This is a genomic window from Shewanella sp. (genome assembly GCF_047975355.1).
GTDB lineage: Bacteria > Pseudomonadota > Gammaproteobacteria > Enterobacterales > Shewanellaceae > Shewanella.
The window spans coordinates 175,007-197,675 of sequence record NZ_JBKEDJ010000004.1 but is presented as its reverse complement, the minus strand read 5'-3'; the positions used below and the strand labels follow the sequence as shown (position 1 = coordinate 197,675).

At 45.8% G+C, this 22,669-nt stretch carries 21 protein-coding genes and 2 tRNA genes; 10 read left to right on the top strand and 13 right to left on the bottom strand.

From position 1 onward, the window contains the following. The first annotated feature begins 66 nt into the window (after positions 1-66). Both ACK5NH_RS02145 and ACK5NH_RS02140 read left to right on the top strand, forming a co-directional pair. Entirely contained in the window at positions 67-393 is a 327-nt protein-coding gene (locus ACK5NH_RS02145; protein WP_416917594.1) for a hypothetical protein, read from the top strand. 79 nt (positions 394-472) lie between these two features. Further along, positions 473-2,440, top strand: a complete 1,968-nt coding sequence (locus ACK5NH_RS02140; protein ID WP_416917593.1) for a RecQ family ATP-dependent DNA helicase — start codon at positions 473-475, stop codon at positions 2,438-2,440. Between the two features lie 84 nt (positions 2,441-2,524). On the opposite strand, the gene eco is transcribed toward ACK5NH_RS02140, so the two are convergent. From eco to ACK5NH_RS02110, 6 genes are all read right to left on the bottom strand, one after another. After that, positions 2,525-3,076 carry a serine protease inhibitor ecotin gene (gene eco / locus ACK5NH_RS02135; protein WP_416917592.1) on the bottom strand — a complete coding sequence of 184 codons (552 nt, stop codon included), beginning with the start codon at positions 3,074-3,076 and terminating at the stop codon, positions 2,525-2,527. A 224-nt stretch (positions 3,077-3,300) separates the two neighbouring features. After that, a complete protein-coding gene (locus ACK5NH_RS02130; RefSeq protein WP_416917591.1) occupies positions 3,301-3,762 on the bottom strand; it encodes a hypothetical protein in 462 nt (153 codons plus the stop codon). Positions 3,763-3,878: 116 nt separating this feature from the next. Then, complete coding sequence (locus ACK5NH_RS02125; RefSeq protein ID WP_416917590.1) at positions 3,879-4,232, bottom strand: hypothetical protein; 354 nt, start codon at positions 4,230-4,232, stop codon at positions 3,879-3,881. A gap of 37 nt (positions 4,233-4,269) precedes the next feature. Next, the gene (locus ACK5NH_RS02120; RefSeq protein WP_416917589.1) at positions 4,270-4,611 is read right to left on the bottom strand and encodes an STAS domain-containing protein; all 342 of its coding nucleotides are present in this window, start codon (positions 4,609-4,611) and stop codon (positions 4,270-4,272) included. A 224-nt stretch (positions 4,612-4,835) separates the two neighbouring features. Next, positions 4,836-5,231 (bottom strand): ATP-binding protein, encoded by a 396-nt coding sequence (locus ACK5NH_RS02115; RefSeq protein WP_416917588.1) that lies wholly within the window; start codon positions 5,229-5,231, stop codon positions 4,836-4,838. Next, entirely contained in the window at positions 5,228-6,463 is a 1,236-nt protein-coding gene (locus tag ACK5NH_RS02110; protein ID WP_416917587.1) for a PP2C family protein-serine/threonine phosphatase, read from the bottom strand. Before ACK5NH_RS02110 ends, ACK5NH_RS02115 begins: the two co-directional genes overlap by 4 nt. 310 nt (positions 6,464-6,773) lie before the next feature. Here ACK5NH_RS02110 and ACK5NH_RS02105 point away from each other — a divergent pair, with 310 nt between their 5' ends. Genes ACK5NH_RS02105 through ACK5NH_RS02095 form a run of 3 tightly spaced genes read left to right on the top strand, consistent with a single transcriptional unit; the run spans position 6,774 to position 12,518 of the window. Then, the gene (locus ACK5NH_RS02105; RefSeq protein ID WP_416917586.1) at positions 6,774-7,676 is read left to right on the top strand and encodes a phosphate/phosphite/phosphonate ABC transporter substrate-binding protein; all 903 of its coding nucleotides are present in this window, start codon (positions 6,774-6,776) and stop codon (positions 7,674-7,676) included. 1 nt (position 7,677) lies between these two features. After that, entirely contained in the window at positions 7,678-11,037 is a 3,360-nt protein-coding gene (locus ACK5NH_RS02100; protein ID WP_416917585.1) for a PAS domain S-box protein, read from the top strand. Positions 11,038-11,045: 8 nt separating this feature from the next. After that, the gene (locus ACK5NH_RS02095) at positions 11,046-12,518 is read left to right on the top strand and encodes a sigma-54-dependent transcriptional regulator (RefSeq protein ID WP_416917584.1); all 1,473 of its coding nucleotides are present in this window, start codon (positions 11,046-11,048) and stop codon (positions 12,516-12,518) included. A gap of 170 nt (positions 12,519-12,688) precedes the next feature. Here ACK5NH_RS02095 and ACK5NH_RS02090 read toward each other — a convergent pair whose 3' ends face one another. From ACK5NH_RS02090 to ACK5NH_RS02075, 4 genes are all read right to left on the bottom strand, one after another. Then, positions 12,689-14,320 carry a methyl-accepting chemotaxis protein gene (locus ACK5NH_RS02090; RefSeq protein ID WP_416917583.1) on the bottom strand — a complete coding sequence of 544 codons (1,632 nt, stop codon included), beginning with the start codon at positions 14,318-14,320 and terminating at the stop codon, positions 12,689-12,691. Between the two features lie 483 nt (positions 14,321-14,803). Further along, a tRNA-Val gene (locus ACK5NH_RS02085) sits at positions 14,804-14,880 on the bottom strand. 38 nt (positions 14,881-14,918) lie between these two features. Next, positions 14,919-14,995 (bottom strand) — tRNA-Val (locus ACK5NH_RS02080). Positions 14,996-15,246: 251 nt separating this feature from the next. Then, complete coding sequence (locus ACK5NH_RS02075; protein WP_416917582.1) at positions 15,247-16,626, bottom strand: MATE family efflux transporter; 1,380 nt, start codon at positions 16,624-16,626, stop codon at positions 15,247-15,249. Positions 16,627-16,659: 33 nt separating this feature from the next. Between ACK5NH_RS02075 and ACK5NH_RS02070 the strand changes: the two genes are divergently transcribed. Next, complete coding sequence (locus ACK5NH_RS02070) at positions 16,660-17,280, top strand: riboflavin synthase subunit alpha (protein WP_416917581.1); 621 nt, start codon at positions 16,660-16,662, stop codon at positions 17,278-17,280. A 9-nt stretch (positions 17,281-17,289) separates the two neighbouring features. On the opposite strand, the gene ACK5NH_RS02065 is transcribed toward ACK5NH_RS02070, so the two are convergent. Together ACK5NH_RS02065 and ACK5NH_RS02060 are read right to left on the bottom strand one after the other, a co-directional pair. Continuing rightward, positions 17,290-17,490, bottom strand: coding sequence for a CPXCG motif-containing cysteine-rich protein (locus ACK5NH_RS02065; protein ID WP_011622722.1), 201 nt, complete (start codon positions 17,488-17,490; stop codon positions 17,290-17,292). 221 nt (positions 17,491-17,711) lie between these two features. Further along, positions 17,712-17,963 carry a hypothetical protein gene (locus ACK5NH_RS02060; protein WP_416917580.1) on the bottom strand — a complete coding sequence of 84 codons (252 nt, stop codon included), beginning with the start codon at positions 17,961-17,963 and terminating at the stop codon, positions 17,712-17,714. Between the two features lie 375 nt (positions 17,964-18,338). On the opposite strand from ACK5NH_RS02060, the gene thrS reads away from it, so the two are divergent. The 4 genes from thrS (at position 18,339) to rplT (ending at position 21,466) form a co-directional block, all read left to right on the top strand. Beyond that, positions 18,339-20,267: a threonine--tRNA ligase gene (gene thrS / locus ACK5NH_RS02055; RefSeq protein ID WP_011622724.1), complete on the top strand. Its 1,929-nt coding sequence runs from the start codon at positions 18,339-18,341 to the stop codon at positions 20,265-20,267. A gap of 3 nt (positions 20,268-20,270) precedes the next feature. Continuing rightward, positions 20,271-20,813 carry a translation initiation factor IF-3 gene (infC, locus tag ACK5NH_RS02050; RefSeq protein ID WP_083757895.1) on the top strand — a complete coding sequence of 181 codons (543 nt, stop codon included), beginning with the start codon at positions 20,271-20,273 and terminating at the stop codon, positions 20,811-20,813. 85 nt (positions 20,814-20,898) lie between these two features. After that, complete coding sequence (rpmI, locus tag ACK5NH_RS02045; protein WP_011072303.1) at positions 20,899-21,093, top strand: 50S ribosomal protein L35; 195 nt, start codon at positions 20,899-20,901, stop codon at positions 21,091-21,093. Between the two features lie 16 nt (positions 21,094-21,109). Beyond that, complete coding sequence (gene rplT / locus ACK5NH_RS02040; protein ID WP_006081652.1) at positions 21,110-21,466, top strand: 50S ribosomal protein L20; 357 nt, start codon at positions 21,110-21,112, stop codon at positions 21,464-21,466. Positions 21,467-21,643: 177 nt separating this feature from the next. Here rplT and trxB read toward each other — a convergent pair whose 3' ends face one another. Then, entirely contained in the window at positions 21,644-22,597 is a 954-nt protein-coding gene (gene trxB, locus ACK5NH_RS02035; RefSeq protein WP_416917579.1) for a thioredoxin-disulfide reductase, read from the bottom strand. Positions 22,598-22,669: the final 72 nt, after the last annotated feature.

The window sequence follows — 22,669 nt, the reverse complement described above, 5'->3', positions numbered from 1 at the left end:
TGTTTGTCGTATCGTTAGCGTAATTTGTATAAGTTATTGTTAAAGTGTTTTATATAGGGATATTGCATGTCACCACATCGAACTGTCGCCGTCCTTTGCCGAATCGAACCCGGATGTTTAGGGCCTGATGGACGTGAACATATTGAAGCTTTCTGTGCCTTAGCACAGCAAGCCATGAAGCATTTCGCCGCCGATTTAGTAACTTGGACGCTAGTGCCCCGTTACGATAAAACGCTGCCAGAAATGGAATACAGTGTCGCCAATAAAACCTTATCTCACACGCAGGTAGCCCAATATTTCAATACGTTAGGTCAGGATGTCGATGCCTTTGAAGAAGCCTTCAACGACAAACTCACTGCATTTATCAATTTATATTTAGCCAGAAAATCGTAGCGACACGCTTATAACGCATTATTCTTTTTACGTGGTCGCAACCGTCCTCATTCTCGTAATGGGGTATAAGGATTTGTTTATGTCTTACTCAGCAATGCTGTCAGCTAACGCCTCGGAATATTCATCATTATTGCAGCAACAGTTTGGTTTTAGTGAATTTAGACAAGGCCAACATGAGGTGATTTCTCAGCTGTTATCGGGTCAATCGAGTCTTGCTATTTTCCCTACCGGCTCTGGCAAATCACTCTGTTACCAATTTACCGCTCTGCAACTTCCCCATTTAACTTTGGTTGTTTCGCCCTTATTGGCTTTGATCAAAGACCAATTGAGTTTTTTACATGAAAAAGGTATCAAGGCGGCGAGTATCGATTCGACTTTAACGCCGGAGCTGACCCAACAGGTGATGCGTGAGGCGCGCTCGGGCGAGTTGAAACTCTTAATGGTTTCGGTGGAACGTTTTAAAAACGAACGCTTTAGGCAATTTATTCAATCAATACCTATCTCTATGCTGGTTGTGGACGAAGCACACTGTATCTCGGAATGGGGGCATAATTTTCGCCCCGATTATTTGAAACTTCCTGATTATCGTCGTGAGTTAACTATTCCTTTGGTGCTGTTACTCACGGCAACGGCGACGCGGAAAGTGAAACTGGATATGGCGGCGCGTTTCGATATTAAGCCACAACACATTGTCCAAACAGGCTTTTATCGTCCTAACCTCGATTTAACAGTTCTGCCTGTGGCAAGCCAATACAAAATGACCACTTTGCAACAGCAACTGCAAAGCTTGACTGGTTGTGGGATTATTTATGTGACTTTGCAACATACAGCAGAGGAGGTGGCAGCAGAACTATGCCGGATGGGATTTGATGCAAGTGCCTATCATGCGGGCTTTGAGGATGAGAAACGTCAGCAAATTCAATATGATTTTATGCAAGGTCAGATCCGTATCGTGGTCGCCACCATTGCATTCGGGATGGGGATAGATAAAAGCAATATTCGCTTTGTGATCCACTTTGATTTGCCTAAATCCATTGAGAATTATTGCCAGGAAATCGGCAGTGCTGGGCGAGATGGTCAGCTCTCTCATTGTGTGACCTTAGCGAACTTGGATGGAATAAATACAGTCGAAAACTTTGTCTATGGTGATACGCCGGAGCTGGCGAGTATCGCTACTGTGATTGATAACATTCGCCAAGAAACTCTAGGCGGTCGTTGGGAGTTACAACTTAATCAGTTGGCCAATGTGAGTAATATCAGGCAACTTCCCCTTAAAACCTTATTGGTACAGCTTGAAATACAGGGCGTGATCAAACCACTTTATGCCTATTACGCCGATATCAGTTACCGTTTTATAGAGCCTCAAGCGCAGATTTTGAGTCAATTTTCGCCCGAGCGACAGGCATTTCTTCGCGATATCTTCGCCCACACTCAGATGAAGCGCGTATGGGGAAGTTTAGATTTTACTGCATTGTATCAGGCAACAGGTGCAGAACGGACTCGGGTATTGGCAGCATTAGAATATCTTGCCAGTCAGCAGCTTATCGAATTAGAAGCTAAGCGAGTCACTGATGTTTATCAAGTGGATACCAATCAATTAGCGCAAATAAATTTAGCCAACGAGCTCCATCAATACTTTGCCGACAAAGAAGTGGCTCGCATTGCCCAGTTAGTGCGATTTTTTGAGTTAACCACCTGCTTAAACTACAATTTAGCCCGCTATTTTGACGATAACGCTGCACCTCAATCCTGTGGTCATTGCAGTGTTTGCCGTGGTGAAGTAGCTAAATTGGCCTATTCGGAGGTGCCATTATGGCCGGATGATGCGCGGCTTCTTGCCGATTTGCATGAGCTGAACGGTGCAGCAGATGCCAAAGGCTTACCGCTTTTATCCCTCGATACCCAATGCCGGTTTTTGGCCGGAATGACATTACCTCTGTTTACTCGCTTACAAGTGCGGAAATTATCAGGCTTTGGCCGCTGTGAACATCTCAGGTATGCGGAGATTAAAGCCAAGCTACAGCAGTTATGCGGCGGTTCTTTATAATAAAAATGGCATATCTCGTTAGATATGCCATTTAATTTTTACATTAAGCACTTGATTATTAGGGTCATTTGTTGAAACGCTGGTTTATTTCGCATACTGGTAAGTAGACTCGACTTTCCATGTTCTAAAGCGCAGTTCTGTGCCTTCTGGCAGATAAAACACTTTCGGTAAACGGCTGTCGTAACGCATTTTAAGTTCACCTGGAATGCGTACAAAGGCTTCTTTCTTGGCCATATCTAGACAGGCCATCATGGTGCTCGGGCCTTCAGAAACTTCAGACACTTGGTAATAGCTATAGCCCCAGCCTTTAACTGTGTGTTCTTTCAACTCGCCGTTCAAACCATGCTTATTGCAGTCGACTAATTGTGTTTGACCAATTTGGATTTCAACCATGTAGTCGTCTTCATTCTCAAGCTTTGGTAAGGTCAAAATATGTTGCACCATACCCGCCTCAGGTGCAGGAAACATTTTAGTGGCTTCTTGTTCGGCATAATTTTTATGGGTGAAACTCGCGACACTGATCATAGGTGCATTTAATCCCGTTGGGTGTGGTGGGCTCACAGCTGCGGCATTAAAAGAAAGTAATGCAAAGGCGAGGGGAAGCGCCGCAGTTTTAAATACGTGAGTCAATTTCATAATAGTCTCCTTGTGAATGTGATAAGGCATAGCGCTGGATGGTTGCACCATCATTTGCTGTATGCCTATCTTTGTAAACGCGGTAGAAAGTAAAAAGGGTTAATTTTTTAATAAATTTTTCAAAAAAGTTTGCCTCTTGCTACAACGTTATGAAAATAATAGCTTTTAAATAATAAGTCATATTTGAATGGGTGTCGCATATTTTATGCTCACCGCAATGAACCTTAACTGAATGATTGCGAGTTACTGTTTGCCGGTTGCGTTAAGTTGGAAATAAACACACGGATCCCCGGCGCAGTGATTTGTGAGGGGCGCACGAGTTTGTCCTCAAAACGGCGAGAACTTGGGACAAAAATTTGATCGCCTGCGCTTAAGAGAAAACGTGGCACTTGGGTGCCGCTAATCACGCCGGACAAGTCCAGTAAAAAATGCTGCTGGCCGCGGATCACTTGCACTTGACGGATCTCGGCATCGGGTCTGACACCGCCGGAGGCACGCAGGGCAGCGTTTATTGTGGGATCACTTGCCTGATCGCCACTATGGCGCTTATCGTCATCCTTAATTTCAGTGTCGGATTTTTGGTTGATAAAGTGTTGTCCTGGTTCAAATACCGAACCTAACACAGTCACTTCAATCGGTGCCCAAGCAATTGGGCTGATATTGACGCGCACACTGCTGGCCTGCATCAATTGCTCACTTATTAGGGTTTGGCTGATACGCAGCGATATTTAATCCCTGCGCATTGATAGGCGGCAGATAGGGTAGATAGATTTGCCCGTTGGCATCAATTTCCACATCGGCACTAAAATCCTCGCCTAAGGACTCCTACACGCAATTTATCGCCAACGGAGAGCTGCGTATCGAGGGCGGCCTTGCCAGTGAAGGTTGTGCCAATTGTTTGCGGCTCGCTTGGATTTAACCTGATATTCTCTGACTGCGCCGTTAATAGTTGTTGATCTGCCTGACGCAGATACGAGGTTTGTGGTCCAAAGTAGTGACAATATTCTCCGGCCTGTTGCAGGCAGAGGTGTTGCTGTGATGTGGGAGTGACACAAGCCGTTAACATGCAGATAGTGACGCCTGTAGTCACTTGTGGCAAGGATAAATGGCATTTACCTGCGATATGGCCCAAATGGCTGAGTGTTAACCTTTCCATAATGTCACTCCCTCTTAGCTAAACCCTGTGCGATGCGCTAGTGGCAACTAAAATGCGCAATGGCAGCATCTTGATTTTCATAAATGCTGAAAATCTGATGTAAGCGCGTCAGTTCAATCAAGGCGCGCACATGGGCCGAAGGAGACAAAAGCAATATTTCACCATCATGCTGCTGTGCCCGTTTAAGGGCGGAGATCAGTACCGACAAGCCACTAGAGTCGATGTATTTCACTTGTTCAAGATTGATGATTAAGCGGTTGGTGTTCTGCTCCATATGGCGTAATAGCGCGGCCCTGTGGGTGGACGTATTGGCCATCATCATCTCTGTAGGAAATATCACTAGGCTCGCGTTGTATTTTTCGAGTGGGAAGAATTTCATGATAATCACCTCTGGCTGCCAGTTAATATTGAAACCGCAGTAACAGATAGGCATTAATCAGGCCAATATTTCTAATTAACAAAATCAATTAGTTAGCTTGATGCAGCCTTAAGGATAGAGCTAGGTTTGAAAATGCATTGCAATTTGCAATTGGAAAGCACTGCGAGCAAGAAACGAAACCTAGCGGTGGAAATTCCCGCCGCTAGGTACGATGGAAATGATCTTTAGTGATGACGCAGTAAGGTTAACCTCAGATGTGAGCCGAGCACTGTGGTCTGAAACCGCACCGCATCCATCCAGTTATACATGATCCATAAGCCTTTACCATGCTCGCTCAGTTGGTCCGGACATTGGTCGAAGGAAACCTTTGGCACCACGGGCGAGCGGTCCAGTAAATCGACGATAATCCGGTCATGATTACAGTGAACAATCAATACGATGGGCTCACGGGAATCTTCGGTGTGATTTATCACATTACTGACCGCCTCGAGTATGCAGGTAATGACTTTAAATCGTTGGCGTTCATGTACATTTTGCATCAGCATAAACTGCTCTAATTCGGAGCAGAAAGGCTGTTGACTCCATTGCTCATGGGTGAGGTTAAACTGCAAGCTGTTCATAATGCCTCCAAAGCCGTATTGGCATAGTTGGCTGACGGGTAGGTAATTAACATCATCGAAATATCATCTTGAGTTGTGCCGCCTTGCCAGAGTTGTAAGGCATGGCTCAAATGATGCAGCAAGGCTTCATCGCTCAAGTTGTTGGCTTTCGTACACAGGGTTTGCAAACGCGCTTGGCCGAAAAAACCGAACTTGGGGTGTTGGCACTCATAGGTACCATCGGAAAATAACAACAAGCGACTGCCAGGCAAGAGGGTGACTAGCTGATCTTGGTACTGCACGGCGCCATGGATCCCAAGAGGTAACTCAGTGTCGAGGGGCAAGGGCTCGCAGCCAGTCTCGGTGAGCAGTAAAGGCGCGGGGTGCCCAGCGCTGCACAGCCTTAGTTCACCCGTCAGCGTATTGATCTTGCCGAGTAACAGGGTCACAAAGCGTCCTGTATTGTCTGGATCGCTAAGCTCGCGGTTAAGTTGATTAACTATTTCTTGTGGTGATAACCCACTCCAATCGGTACGTTCCAGCGATAAACGTTGGGCAAGACTGACACTTTGCAGCGCGGCAGTGACGCCATGGCCTGCTGCATCAATCAAATAAAAACCCAGTTGATCGTCGCCTAAGTCGAAACATTGATAGAGATCGCCCGCCAGATAATTCGCCGGCAAAAACTCATGGTGTAACTGCCAACCCCGCGGCAGCGTTTTACTGCGGGGTAGCAATTCTCGCTGCACCTTAGCAGCTGAATACAAGTCCTGTTTTAAGGTACTGAGCAAGGCGGATTCTTTAGCAAGTCCTTGTTGCAATAACTGATTGTTGCGACTCAAATTATGTTGTAGTTGCACGATACGCATCGCGGCTAACATTCGCACTTTTAACAGTTCAGGCAGAAATGGTTTACAGATAAAATCATCCGCACCCGCTTCGATACCTAGCACAATATCGACTGTTTGATTATTGGCCGTTAAGAGGATCACAAAGGGGGGGAGATGATGATTTTTAACAATTTGACAAAGCTCGATACCGCTCATCTCGGGCATACGCCAATCGCTGAGTAAGATATGTACTTCATTCTGCAGTAAATAATCTAATGCAGCCTTACCGTTACTGCGACTCTCCACCAACCAGCCAAATTGCCTAAGCAGGTGAGTGATATAAAAGCGCTCACAATCTGTGTCCTCAACGACCAGCACAGATAAGGCAACGGCTTGCATCGATGAAAGCGAAGAGAGCGGCATAGTTAGGCTCCTGCAAAGGGAATATTCCTCGTTAGCAAGAGCTATGCCCATATAAAAAAAGCTAACTAAATTAGTTTGATACTTTAATCAAAAGTGAAAAACTTAGGTCATTAGACTGATTTTTGCCAACTTGTTGCAAAATGCAAAACCCTCATCCATATTGAGTTTATCTTTTGTGCAATGTTCCCCAAGGTGATTGTTTTTATTGGTGGTATTTTTTATGGCATAGGGGTTGCTCATAACGTTTAAGGGCGCTGTATGTTGATGCTCCCAATGTTGCCTGCATATCATTAAGAAAAGGACATTTAGCATGGATAAGTTTTCTACATTATTCCCGATGACGACAGCCAAGAAGGCGCTAAAATGGCAATTTATCAGTTTGATAGTCTTTGTGATTAGTTGGATTTTTCCAATTTATGCTCAAGATAATTCTACGGTAAAAGCCGCAAAACCCACGCTGATCTTTGGTGTGGTTCCCCAGCAACCCGCTATTCAACTCGCTAAGTTATGGCCTCCGATCCTCGCCGCCTTGTCCGAAAATGCAAATTACCAATTGCAATTTGCAACGGCACCCGACATTCCCACCTTTGAGCAACGGTTGAAGGATGGACAATACGATATTGCCTATATGAATCCGTATCATTATGTGGTGTTCCATGATCATCCTGGATATCAGGCACTCGCACGAGAAAAGGATAAAAAGCTCAAAGGACTCCTTGTTGTCCGTAGGGATTCGCCCATCAAGTCATTAGCTCAGTTAGAGGGCCAAACCTTGGCATTTCCGGCGCCTGCCGCATTCGCTGCCAGCGTCTTACCGAGAGCGCATTTACAGCAGGACAATATCAATGTGAAGGTAAAGTATGTCGGATCCCATGACTCTGTGTACTTGGCTGTGATCCAAGGTTTGGTTGAGGCGGGTGGCGGAGTGCAGCGTACCTTTAACAATCTGAGTGAGGCGCAAAAACAGCAATTAACGGTATTGTGGCAAACGCCGACCTATACGCCCCATGCTATTGCAACTCATCCACGAGTCTCGACGGCGCAGCGTCAAATGTTACTCGAGCGGTTAATGGCACTCTCGACGACGGCGCAGGGCAAAGCCCTATTAGAATCGGTCGATTTTTCAGCGTTTACCGCGGCAGAAGATCAGGATTGGGATGATGTCCGCTCGCTCAAACTCGGCTCCTTAACCAAACCGCTCGGGAAGAAATAGTGTGTCGTTTAGACTGAAAACAATTTTAGGGATCGCCTTAATCGAAGGTTTACTACTGTTTTTGCTGGTGTATACCAGCATTAACTACCTTAAGTTGTCTAATCAGTCGCAAATTGAAAAACGGGCCGAAACCACATTAACGCTGTTCTCTGTGGCGGCGCAGGATGCGGTGATCAGTAACGATCTGGCGACATTACATTCGTTAATTCAAGAGCTGTTAAGCCACAGCGAAGTCTTGTATGTAACTGTGTCAGATCAGAGCCGCATTTTGGCTTATGGCGGCGCCGATAAATACATTCAGGTTTCGCATCAAGCGGATAAACATCTGGATCAAGTCAAAGATGGGATCTTCGATCTCGAATATCCGATTGAAGTGAATGGCTATCTGTTTGGCAAAGTGAACATGGGGTTTGAGACCCAGAGCCTTGATAATCTGGTTAATACTGTGACACAACAAATCCTCTCGATAGCTGGGGTTGAAATGTTGCTGGTGGCCTTGTTTTCATTGCTGCTTGGGCATTACCTCACCCGTAACTTAACTCAACTAACCAGTGCTTCTAAACGCATTCTCGCGGGCGAGATTGGGGTGAGGGTGCCTGTCAAAGGCAAGGATGAAATCGCTCAGATGACCCGCGCCTTTAACAACATGGTCGATAAAGTCGATGCTAGGACTAAGGCATTAGAGGCGGCAAATATCCGTCTCAATACCATTCTTGAGTCGGCGGTCGATGGCTTTGTGATCATCAATGAATTCGGCATTATTACCGACATCAACCCCGCCGTCAGTAGACTCTTTGGTTATGCCCATAATGAACTGATTGGCCAGAATGTATCGATTTTTATGCCGTTCGACCAAAGGCCATTGCACGATGGTTACATTCAGCAGTACTTCACGACCCATGTTGCCAAAATCATCGGCACCAGCCGCGAGTTAACGGCGCAACGTAAGGACGGCCAACTATTTCCCATCGCTTTATCCGTGTCGCAAATGAGCATCGACAATCGGGCGATGTTTATCGGTTTAGTCAAAGACTTATCCGAAGCGAAACGCAAAGAAATCGCCGCAGCGAAAACCGAGTCAGTGCTGCTTGCCACCTTAGCGGCGAGCCAAGATTGTTTAATTACCATCGATATGTCGGGCAAAGTCATTGAATTTAACCTCGCGGCCACCAGGCTGTTTGGTTATAGCCGCGAGGAGGCGGTCGGCACCTTATTGGAGGATTTAATTATCCCCGAAGACAAACATCATGGGCACCAACAGGGGATGGCGCGTTATCGGAAAACGGGGAAAGGCCATATTCTCAATAAACGGGTCGAATTACTCGCGCGCTGCAAGGCGGGAAATCTAATCCCCATCGAGCTTGAGGTGGTACCGATCCAACTCGGGGATGAAGTGCTGTTTACGGCATTTTTGCGGGATATTTCTGAGCGCAAAGCCAACGAGCAAAAACTACAGCAGGCAAAGGAACAAGCCGAGCAGGGCAGTAAGGTGAAATCGCGTTTCTTAGCCACCATGAGCCATGAGATCCGCTCACCGCTGAACGCAATTTTAGGCGGGGTGGAATTGTTGCTCGACTCATCCTTAAGCAAAGATCAACGCATTCACGCCAATATCGCGCGGGAAGCGGGCAGTGCTTTGCTGCATACCATTAACGATATCTTGGACTTTTCGAAGATTGAAGCCGGGCAGATGGTGCTCGAGTCCCATGAATTTGAGCCGGATAAACTGGTCGCTCAAGTGCTGCAAATTCTCGAGCCAAAAGCCTTCGATAAAGGCTTAGAGCTGGTCAGTTTTGTGAATCGAAATGTACCAAGAACCGTGGTCGGCGATCAGCAGCGCTTACGGCAAGTGCTACATAATTTGGTTGATAATGCGATTAAGTTCACTACATCTGGCACCATCACAGTGGAGATGTGGCTCCCGGACAATCATCAAACCGAGGTGCAACTCTATTGTCGTGTCACTGACTCAGGTATTGGTATCTCTGCGGAGGCGCAAAGCAAACTATTCAAAGAATTTAGCCAAGTACACGATACCCATAACACAAACTACAAGGGTACAGGCCTAGGTCTGGCCATCTGTAGCGAGCTTATCACTATGATGGGCGGCACGATCGAGCTGCAAAGTGAGCTTGGTCAGGGCTGTCGCTTTACTTTTTATGTGTCTTTGCAATTGCTTGAGGGGAATTTCTTCCACAGTCATTATTTCCCCGCCCATTCTCGGGTTCTGCTTGCCCACCATGATGCAACTTGGCTATCGCTCGTCTCGAAACAATATTCGCAATACGGAGTAGAGACGGTTGAAGTGATGGACTGGTCATCAATCAAACGGGCGAAAAAAATAAAAGGACAATTCAACCTGATTTTGCTCGACGAAGGCTTCTTTTTGGATGTAAACGAACAGGATGTCTATCGCTTAAGGCAAGTGCATTTAACGGCCGATGGTTCTATGGTTGCCTTGGTATCGGGTATGAGTACCGAAATAACCCATTCGCTCGCCACGTTAGGGTTAGATCAAGTCGTCAATAAGCCCCTAAGCCGCGCCATGCAGTTAGCACTCTTGAGTAAAGATGCGCTGGCGAATGAGTTTGAAAAGGAATATGTGGCCCAAGAGAAATTCCAAGGCCATATCCTCCTCGCCGAAGACAGCCCCGCGAACCAAATTATTGCCGGAACCATGCTCACCAAGGCAGGTTTTGATGTCACTTATGCCTGCAATGGGCTTGAAGCGGTTAAGTTGGTCGCCGAAAAGCCCTTTGATCTCGTCTTGATGGATGTGCGTATGCCCGAGATGGATGGACTCGAGGCCACTGAGGTCATCCTGCAAAATCAGCCTGAGCAAGTTATTCTGGCGATGTCGGCCAATGTGATGAAAGAAGAAATAGAGCATTGCTATCAAGTCGGGATGAAGGACTTTATCGCTAAACCCGTCAAACAAAAGACCTTACTGCATGCCATTCAAAAGTGGTTGCCCAGTGCCGTTGTCAGTTTACCAAGCTCACATAAACCCGCTGAAAATACAGCGAGTTTACTGGATGAACAACTCTTAGCGGAGCTTGAACAAACCTTAGGTAAAGAAAGTTTAGCGAACATGATGACGATCTTCTGCGATGAATTGGCGCAGCGGCTTAATCAGTTAAGCGAACTCGAATCGACGCAAGTGGACGAGATTGAAGATCAAGCGCACACTCTAAAAAGCAGTTCAGGCAGTTTTGGGGCGACGGCGCTGTTCTTACTAGCTCAGAAATTAGAAGCCTGTGCCCGTCAGCAACAGCTCGGTGCCATTCCCGAGCTGATGGCACAGATTGATGTCCTCGGAAAACAGACTCACAGCCTATTAACGGAACGATTTATTCAATAGGGATAGCTATGAATTATTCAGCATTATTGGTTGAAGACAGTATGTCACTCGGTGCGCTCTATACGGAGTATTTACGCGCGGAGGACATTAACGTAACCCATGTGCATTACGGCGCGGATGCCCTAAAGGAATTGTCGAACTGGCAGCCCGATCTGTTAATTCTCGATATTAAGCTGCCGGATATGTCGGGTCTCGACATTCTTAAGCAAGTGCAGCAGAGCCATCCCCATATCAGCACCATTATGATCACCGCCCACGGCAGCATCGATATTGCCATCGATGCGATGCGCTCAGGGGCGTTCGATTTCTTAGTTAAACCCTTCGATGCCAAGCGACTATCGATAACGGTGCGTAATGCTCTTAAACAAAAACAATTACTCGAGCTTGTGACTCAGTATGAAAACAGCTTACCAAAAGGTCATTACCAAGGGTTTATCGGCGACTCGCTGGCGATGCAGAGTGTGTACAAAACCATTGATTGCGTTGCCAACAGTAAGGCATCTGTTTTCATTATGGGGGAGAGTGGCACGGGTAAAGAAGTCTGCGCTCAGGCCATTCACCAAGTGGGTAATCGCGCCGCCAAGCCTTTTATCGCCTTAAACTGCGCATCAATCCCGAAAGAACTGATTGAAAGCGAAATTTTTGGCCACTGTAAGGGCGCATTTACCGGCGCCCACAGCAACCGAGATGGCGCGGCGACCCGAGCCGACGGTGGCACCTTGTTCCTCGACGAAATCTGCGAAATGGATTTAGAACTGCAGAGCAAATTACTGCGGTTTATCCAAACAGGGACCTTTCAACGTGTGGGGGGCACTAAAGAGGAGCATGTAGATATTCGTTTTATCAGTGCGACCAATCGCGAGCCCTGGGAAGAAGTCAAACTTGGGCATTTCCGTGAGGATTTGTTTTATCGCCTGCATGTTATTCCTATCGAACTGCCGCCCCTGCGCGCACGGGGGAATGATGTGCTCTTGCTGGCCAAACAATTATTAAAAACCTACAGCAAAGAAGAAGGTAAAAAGTTTATCGACTTTAATCCTCAGGCAGCAGCCATCTTGCAAGCCTATGATTGGCCTGGAAATGTGCGGCAACTACAAAATATTATTCGCCAAATTGTGGTGTTGAATGACGCAAACCTTGTCGAGCCGAGTATGTTCCCAGTCCCGCTTAAGCAGTTAGCACATCAAACCAAGATACAGACTGAAACCAAAGCGCAGCCGCAAACTAGGATAAATATTGATAAACCCGTTCAAGCCACGGCCTGCGAATTATCGCCAGGGCCCACTCAAGAGGTGCACACACATAACGCAGAGCAACAGCGGATCCAACCACTATGGCTAATTGAAAAACAAACGATAGAAGGGGCTATAGCCCTGTGCGATGGTAATGTTCCTAAAGCTGCCGCACTGCTGGATATCAGCCCATCGACGATTTATCGCAAGCGAATGACATGGGAAGAACAAGCGGAGAGTTTGAACTAATCAATTGATCCTTTTTTTAGGGGCGCTGGCACTGTGCCTCAACAGTGACAGCCGCTCTATGTTTATCCTATAGGAGTAAATGGCTAATCCGCGATTAATCTAAAGTATTGATAAAGTTGTGGTATCTATTAAGTCTTACAATCTGTCCACTATTTGAATTTAGCAACTAATCAATAACCACGTTTAGTTTTGAAGAAGGCAAGTAGCTGCTTTTGTTTACTGGCTTCGGATAACACATCATGACAAGCCTTACTAGCGCTACCTATCCCAACCACGTTTTGATCGACCATTTCTACCGTTGCAGAGATATTTCTGGAAATATCTTCGGTCACGCTTGATTGTTCACTAGAGGCGGTGGCGACCACAGTATTCACATTAGAAATGGCATTAACAGAGGTTGAAATGCCATGGAAAGCATTACGCACTTTTTCCGATACCATTTGAGACTCATCCAATAAACTGGTATTTGCCTTCATATAATGGTCGGCCTTTTCCGCCTGCGACTGTAACTTTGAAATAATCTCTTGAATATCAATAGTTGATTGCTGAGTTTTAGCCGCAAGTGAACGAACCTCATCAGCGACTACAGCAAAACCTCGACCCGCTTCTCCAGCCCTTGCAGCTTCAATAGCCGCATTTAGCGCCAGTAGGTTGGTTTGTTCGGAAATACTGGTAATAACCTCGATGACAGAGCCAATTTCAATCGAATAGTCTTTCAATTGATTGACTATGGTGCCTGAATCTCGAATCGCTGCGCCTATTTTTGCTGAAATATTATCTGACTCACCAAGTGATTTGTTTCCTACAGAGACATTTCCCATCGCCTCTCCGGCACTGGTTTCCGCTTCTGTCGCATTTTTACTCACTTCGAGTGCCGTACTGGACATTTCATTAAGTGCTGTCGCGATTTGTTCTACCTGCACTAACATTTGCTGGGAATTATGCTCAACTTGATTCATGGTTGAGGCGAGTATTTCGGCTGAAGTCGCGGTATTGTCGGCAACGGTAATCAATTGCTCCGTCATTTCAGAGATTTTATCGGCAGTATCATTGCACCCCCGAGCTAAGATACCCAATTCGTTATTGCCAATATCGGTAATGCGATCGGAAAGATCACCATTAGCCAACTTGGCCATGAAATTCTGCACGGTTTGAATAGAAGTAATAATAAACTTTGAGATAATAATAGAGGTTACTAACACCAACAGTGAAACAATGACTAAGATGGATACCATTATTTTGATCGATTCATCGTAAATTACATCACCATAGTTGCTCGCAGCTTGCGCACCTTTAGTATTGATATCGGATAATTTCAGCAATAAATCCGAGTATTCGTTGTAAGCATCCAGTGATTCAGTCAATAGCAGTTGTTTGGCATCCTCGTTTTTATTTGCCCGTGACAAGTTTAGAAGCTGCTGTTGAACGACCAAATATTGTTCATATAAGCTCTGAAAATCATTGAAGATGTTCCGTTCTTCATTGCCACTGATCAATTGTTGGTAGGTGCGGATAGATTCATCAATATGCGTTTTTGTTTTCTCAAGTTCACGCTCGGTATCCCGCATCTGATCATCATCCAACGAGAGAATATGACGGGATTCTAATACTCTAAGATCTGCCGTTTGGCCATTCAGTCGTTCGACTGTGCGAACTGACGGCAACCAATTATTTGATATCTCCGTGGACTGATCATTGATAATTTGCATTTGATTAATCGCCAGCAAAGTTAGTCCAAGAATAGCAATGATGGGAATCGCAAAAGCGCCAAGTAACAGATGAACAATCTTTAGATTACGCATTTAAACTCCGACAATGATGACTATGTTTAAATTCAGTGATAAAGCCTGATGTAGGTTTTTTTCCTTCATTAGATATATAAGCTAGACTCTTAACTTTCGCTATGCCCACACAATTAATATTTGAATTTCACTAGTTACTTGCTTGTTTGCTAATACAGTTGTAGTGCGGGCAAGATAATTGCAAGCCAAGTCGGCGTGCCAACAAGGATGGTGTCAGTGTCAAAATCATAAAAACGTCTTGTGCCAACATTGGCACGAAATGGGCATAAATTTAGAAAAACGGCGAATTGTGGGGAACAGCGGTAAATGTGGATTAAGCAATTGAGGTGTAATTAGGCAGAGTAGAGGGGGAGTGCATGTTTGAATGTTTTAGGAAAAACCTAGAACAGGCACGAAGATTTTATCTTAGGCACAAATAAAAATTAAGCATCTTGATGGATGATTATAATAAATTGAGGGTTTATAGGGAGTTAGAGCAAGAAATGGTACACCCGAGTGGACTCGAACCACCGACCCCTACCATGTCAAGGTAGTGCTCTAACCAACTGAGCTACGGGTGCACTGTTTGAATTTCAAAATTTATACTCTTTGAATAGAGTGGTACACCCGAGTGGACTCGAACCACCGACCCCTACCATGTCAAGGTAGTGCTCTAACCAACTGAGCTACGGGTGCATTATAGAAATTGTATCGGAAGCCACATCAGTGTTGCGCTTCGGAACGAGCGCTATATTAGGGGGATAGCGAAAGGCTGGCAAGCAAAAAAACGAATTTTATTGCCAAATGGTGAATTGCTGTGCAACTTGTCCAGTGTTTCAGCAAAGTTACTGATAAAACGGCAGCTTAGACTCTAATCCGAGTTAAATCACTTGCATAAACAAAACGGCGAGCCTAATGCTCGCCGTTACATTTAATTTTCCATCACATTAGTGATGTATGCTATCGCCTTCAATCAAACTTAAATGGACGCCATGCTTTTGAATATAACGTAGGCGAATGAAGAACAGCAGCGCCGCCGAGGTGAGACCTGCAATCAATCCCGTCCAAAAACCATGGGCGCCCATGGCCGGCACGATAAAATCGGTATACGCCAAGGTATAGCCCAATGTCATGCCTATGCCCCAATAGGAAAATAGCGTGATATAAAACGCACTGCGGGTATCTTTATATCCACGCAAGGCGCCAGCAGCGACAACTTGAACAGAGTCAGACAATTGATACAGCGCGGCCATCAGCATCAAACTGCCCGCAAGTACCACAACTTCAGGGTCGCTGTTATACAGTTCGGCGATTTGGAATCGGAATAGTACCGTTAGAATCGCCGTTGATAAGGCTAATGAAAGCGCCAACCACAATCCGACCTTAGCCACCACGGCAGAAATATCCGCACGATCGCGCCCAAGGTAATAACCAATACGAATCGAGACAGCAATACCAATTGAGAGTGGCAACATAAACACTATGGCTGAGAAGTTCAACGCTATCTGATGGCTTGCCACCACAGTTGCACCTAAAGGCGCTAATAGCAGGGCAATAATTGCAAATAGACTCACCTCAAAGAAAAGCGCCATTGCGATCGGCATTCCGAGCTTGGTCATTTTCTTCATGGTGGCAAAATCGGGACGATGGAATTGGCTAAAGGGTGCCAATGCTGCAAACTTTTTATGAAACTGCATATAAATTGTCATGGCAATCAACATGGCCCAAAACACTAGTGCGGTCGCCACACCACAACCGGCACCGCCCATGGCTGGTATACCGAAATGACCATAGATAAAGATATAGTTCGCCGGAATATTCACCGCTAATCCCACAAAACCGATGATCATGGTCGGCAATGTATAAGAAATCCCCTCGCTGCACCCTCGCAATACCTGATATAGCACAAATGCGGGCGCGCCCCATAAAATACCGTCGATATATCCTATGGTTAAGTTGTACAATTGTGGCTCTAAATCCATATGGCTGAGCACGAATGGGGCGGATGCGAGAAACGCCATCACGCCAAGACCACCAATCAAGGCTAAATAGGCGCCTTGAAACGCCAGTGGTTGAATGGCTTGTTGATTATTTGCACCATTGTAATGGGCAAATAACGGAGTAAAGGCCATCAATAGCCCTTGAACGAATAAGATAGCGGGTAACCACAGACTGGTTCCCACGGCCACGGCGGCCATATCAACAGCGCTGACTCGACCTGCCATTACAGTATCGATAAACCCCATCATGGTTTGTGTCACTTGGGCGATCAACACTGGGAGTGCGAGTTGAATTAAGCGTTTGGCCTGAAAGCCTGAATGATTCATAAATACAGCCTTTAACGAATAAGCGAGCAAAAAATGTTTACTGGTATAGTTCAAGCCACCTGCGAGGTGGTTGCAATACATAAGAAAGATGGCCTAAATACCCTTGAGGTAGCGTTTAAACCTGATTTGCGTGAGGGACTTGCAATTGGGGCAAGTGTGGCAAATAACGGGGTATGTCTTACTGTGACTCAGGTCGTTGATGATAGGGTATTTTTCGATGTAGTGGAAGAGACCTTAAGGCTGACAAACCTTGCTAATTTGACCGTAGGGCAGCGCGTCAACATCGAGCGCTCTTTGACTTTCGGCAGTGAAATCGGCGGCCATATCCTATCGGGACACATACATACTAAGGCAAAAGTCAGTCACATTAGTCACACCGAGCAGCACTATGATCTGACTTTAAGCGTCGAGCCAAAATGGATGAACTATATCCTTTATAAAGGCTTTGTCGGGGTAAACGGTTGCAGCTTAACGGTAGGCGAGGTGACCGAGAGCAGTTTTATGCTGCACTTGATCCCAGAAACCCTCAAATTGACCAATTTAGGCCAATGTCAGGTTGGAGATGAGTTAAATATCGAAATTGACAGCCAAACCCAAGCCATCGTCGACACTGTCGAGCGCGTGCTGGCCAAACGTTTTAGCGGCCAATCTTAAGCTACATGCCTAGTAAATTTGCTCGTCGTCCGAGTCAATATATAACTCTATGGTTCGGCGGGCATCATCCACATGTAAACGCAGATGGATGGGATTACAACAAATTCGGCAGTCATCGTAATAATCCTGATCGCCGCTGCTGGCATCAATACTAATATGTTGATGGTGTCCGCAGTGGGGGCAGGCAATCACTTTATTCATGATCCTCATGGCGCAACTCCTCTCTAACGAATGCTAGGGATGACACTTGTCGCTAAGCCGAAACACAGGCTTTATTTGAGTATACAAGAATGTACCGTAACAACTTAGATAAAGTCGGTATCAAAATCGCCATAGCTAGATTTTTCTGATCCGGTCTGTGTTTTACACATTCAACTCATACGCCTATGTGCATTTAAGAGATTAAGAACCACAGCATAATCATTGCAAACTCAATCCTTTACCGTAATAAGCTCCACAGGTGCAGTCGCTAATACTCCTTCCTCAATATTGTTGCTTATGGCTTGCGACAGCTGTTGTATTTGTTGTAAAAGCTCGGCGTGGATATCCGCCTGTAATCCAATTGCGTCGAATTGCACCGCTTGGCTTTGAACCGTTCGCGCTGCAGGTTGTGTCAGTGTCAGTGGCATTGGGTTCTGCGTCATAGGGTTAATTGCGACGGCCAATAAGATACTCGTGAACATAACAACTCCGTTTGTTTCATAAAATGCAATGATTTGTCAGGGCAGTATTCGTTGAAGTAAATATCAAAGAATTCCGCTTTCAATTAACGCGTATAGAGTAGGAGTGTTAGATGACTGCTACGTGAACGATTGACTGCAATATAATGAATTGACGGCAATCTTATCGAATTGGCAGTAATCCATGAATGGATTTGGGAAGTATAGCCCGCAATTTGCCCATTTAACTTGCGCGCCTTAAAGGCTATCCCGTAGAATAATTGTCCTGCTACGCAAGGCGGCTAAGACTCCTGTACTGTCTTAACCTCGCGAGCATTCTCTTTTTACTTAATCACCATGTGGCCCTACGTGTGGGTCACCACTGGACAAGGATATTTCATGCCTGTAATTACACTTCCTGATGGTAGCAAACGCGAGTTTGCACATCCCGTATCGACTCTCGATGTTGCCGCTGATATCGGCCCTGGTCTTGCTAAAGCCTGTATCGCTGGTCGCGTGAATGGCGAGCTCAAAGACGCTTGCGATCTAATCGAAACCGATGCTGAACTTTCTATTATTACCGCTAAAGACGAAGAAGGTATTGAAATCCTTCGCCATTCTTGCGCGCATTTATTAGGCCATGCAATCAAGCAATTATGGCCACAAACCAAGATGGCGATCGGTCCTGTGATCGATAACGGCTTCTACTACGACATCGATCTTGAGCACAAGCTGACTCAAGAAGATATCGAAGCCCTCGAAAAACGTATGCTTGAACTGGCGAAAACCAATTACGACGTAGTCAAACGTGTTGTGAGCTGGCAAGAAGCCCGTGATACCTTCGCCGCCCGCGGTGAAGAATACAAGATCGCGATTCTGGATGAGAACATCAGCAAAGATGCGACTCCAGCGCTGTATCACCACGAAGAATACACCGACATGTGCCGTGGTCCTCACGTGCCAAACATGCGTTTCTGTCACCATTTCAAATTGATGAGCATTGCCGGCGCTTACTGGCGCGGTAACTCTGAAAATAAGATGCTGCAACGTATTTACGGTACTGCATGGGCGGATAAAAAAGCCCTGAGCACCCATTTAGCCCGTCTTGAAGAAGCGGCTAAACGTGACCACCGTAAGATTGGTAAGCAACTCGACCTCTACCATATGCAAGAAGAAGCACCAGGCATGGTGTTCTGGCATAACGATGGTTGGAGCATTTTCCTCGAATTAGAACGTTTCATTCGCCGTAAGTTAAATCAATACACTTACCAAGAAGTGAAAGGTCCGTTGATGATGGACCGCGTACTGTGGGAACGTTCTGGTCACTGGGATAAGTACTCAGAAGCCATGTTCACAACCAGCAGTGAAAACCGTGAATACGCGGTTAAGCCAATGAACTGCCCAGGCCACGTACAGATCTTCAACCAAGGGTTGAAATCTTACCGTGATTTGCCACTGCGTATGGCGGAATTTGGTTGCTGTCACCGCAATGAGCCATCAGGTTCACTGCACGGTTTGATGCGCGTACGTGGTTTTACTCAAGACGATGCCCATATCTTCTGTACTGAAGATCAAGTTCAAGCAGAAGTAAGCTCTTGTATCCAAATGGTATACGACACTTACTCAACATTTGGCTTCGAAAACATCGTAGTAAAACTGTCGACTCGCCCTGAAAAACGTATCGGTGATGATGCAATGTGGGATAGAGCCGAAGAGGCCTTAAAACAAGCCTTACGTGCGAACAATATCGAATTCACTATCCTACCGGGTGAAGGTGCCTTCTACGGTCCTAAGATTGAGTTCACATTGCACGACTGTCTAGACCGTGCATGGCAGTGCGGTACAGTGCAATTAGACTACGCATTACCGAGCCGTTTAGGTGCAACTTATGTTGCCGAAGATAACAGCCGTCAAACACCGGTTATGATCCATCGGGCGATTTTAGGCTCGTTGGAACGTTTCTTAGGGATTTTGATTGAAGAATACGCAGGTCGTTTCCCAACTTGGTTGGCCCCAATGCAAGTTGTCGTGATGAATATCACCGACAAACAGGCTGATTATGTTGAAGAAGTGGTCAAATTCTTCAAAGAACAAGGTATTCGCGCCTCATTTGACTTGAGGAATGAGAAAATAGGCTTTAAAATACGCGAGCACACCTTAAGGCGTGTTCCTTATTTATTGGTCGTAGGCGATCAAGAAATGGAAAATAAGGAAGTTGCGGTGCGTACACGTGATGGAGTTGACTTAGGTAAGATGCGAATCGAAGATTTCGCCGCCAAGATCCATCAACAAATTTCGCTCCGTAGTCTCAAATTGTTGGAGGAATAGGTCATAAAGATCAAGAAAACAGCAGGGCGTCAGCCGGCCCCTAATAGAATCAATGAAGAAATCACAGGTGTACCAGAAGTACGCTTAACTGGCATTGATGGTGAAGCTATTGGTGTGGTAAGCATCAGAGATGCTCAGAATTTGGCAGATGAAGCGGGTGTAGACCTAGTCGAAATTAGTCCAAACGCTGAACCTCCAGTATGTCGCATTATGGACTACGGTAAGTTCCTATTTGATAAAGCGAAAGCTCAAAAGGAACAAAAGAAGAAGCAAAAACAGGTTCAGGTTAAGGAAATTAAATTCCGTCCTGGAACTGACGAAAACGACTATCAGGTAAAACTACGCAACCTGATACGTTTTCTGGAAGACGGGGACAAAGCGAAAATTACGCTGCGTTTCCGAGGCCGCGAAATGGCTCACCAAAACCTAGGTATGGATCTATTGAACCGTATCAAAACAGACTTGGATGAGTATGCAATTGTTGAATCCTTCCCGAAAATGGAAGGTCGACAAGCCATTATGGTGCTAGCGCCTAAAAAGAAATAAGTAGGGCAACCTATAAAAGTAGCGAAGGCTATATGCCTTCGCTCGCCTTGCTTTTTATTTAACATCCCAATGCGGAGTTTTAGTAATGCCTAAAATGAAAACCGACAGAGGTGTAGCGAAGCGTTTTAAGAAAACCGCCAATGGTTTCAAGCGCAAGCAAGCCCATTTACGTCACATTCTGACCAAGAAGAGCACTAAGCGTAAGCGTCACTTACGTAACAAGTGTTTAGTTGCCAAAGTTGACGTTCCAGCAATCGCGCGTCAATTACCATACGCTTAATTTAGGAGATTAGAAAATGCCAAGAGTTAAGCGTGGTGTAACCGCACGTGCTCGTCACAAGAAAGTTTTAAAATTAGCTAAAGGTTATTATGGCGCTCGTAGCCGTACTTACCGCGTTGCTGTTCAGGCAGTAACTAAAGCTGGTCAATATGCTTACCGTGACCGTCGTCAGAAAAAACGTCAATTCCGTCAACTGTGGATTGCACGTATTAATGCTGCAGCTCGTCAAAATGGTCTGTCTTACAGCCGTTTCATCAACGGTCTGAAAAAGGCGTCTATCGAAATCGATCGTAAGATTTTGGCTGACATCGCTGTATTTGACAAAGTTGTATTCGCAACTTTAGTTGAAAAAGCAAAAGAAGCGTTAAACTAAGCAATTAGTTTGTCGCACTTAAGAGGGGACCATTTGGTCCCTTTTTTTGTAGCCGATTTTTAGTTCTTTCAGTGCCAAGCTACAAGATGCAGAAAAAAATAGCAGGCTAATGCCTGCTATTTTTAGAGTCGGTTAGCAATCTTGCTAAGACTCAAATGCGATTGATGCTTTGCGAGGTTACTTTTTAGCGTCTAAGTAACGCTCAGCATCTAATGCTGCCATACAGCCAGTACCCGCAGAGGTAATCGCTTGACGGTAATGTTGGTCCATCACATCACCTGCGGCAAATACACCTTCGATGCTGGTTTGGGTCGCGTTACCTTGAAGGCCGCTTTGCACCTTCAGATAACCGTTGTTCATTTCTAACTGGCCTTCGAAAATCCCAGTATTTGGGCTGTGACCAATGGCCACAAACACACCGGCAACGGCCAGATCTGTGATAGCGCCATCTTTGGTGCTCTTCATTTTCAGGCCAGTTACCCCCATAGCATCACCAACCACTTCTTCCATGGTTTGGTCTAGGTGCAGGATAATGTTGCCGTTAGCTACTTTATCCATTAAACGGTCGATAAGGATTTTCTCTGAGCGGAAGGTGTCGCGGCGATGAATTAAGTGCACTTCGGCGGCAATGTTACTCAAATAAAGTGCTTCTTCAACGGCTGTGTTACCACCACCAATGACTGCAACTTTCTGATTGCGATAGAAGAAACCATCACAGGTCGCACAGGCGGATACGCCGCGTCCTTTGAACGCTTCTTCTGACTCAAGACCTAAGTAACGGGCAGAGGCGCCTGTCGCAATGATCAGCGCATCACAAGTGTATTCACTGTTATCGCCTTTTAGACGGAAAGGGCGCTCAGTCAGCGTCACTTCATTGATATGGTCGAAAAGGATTTCAGTATCAAACTTTTCCGCATGCTTTTGCATACGTTCCATTAATGCTGGACCCGTTAAGTCTTCTGCATCACCTGGCCAGTTTTCAACTTCAGTCGTGGTCGTTAACTGACCACCTTGCTGCATACCTGTGATCATCACAGGCTTTAAGTTTGCGCGCGCAGCATAAACTGCGGCCGTGTATCCTGCTGGACCTGAACCTAAAATCAATAGGTTGCTGTGTCTGACTTGGCTCATTTTTCTCTCCGTGCCTTTAGCAAATTGCATGGATTGTAGGGAATTTACCTGTAGGGGTAAAGCGCTGTTTGG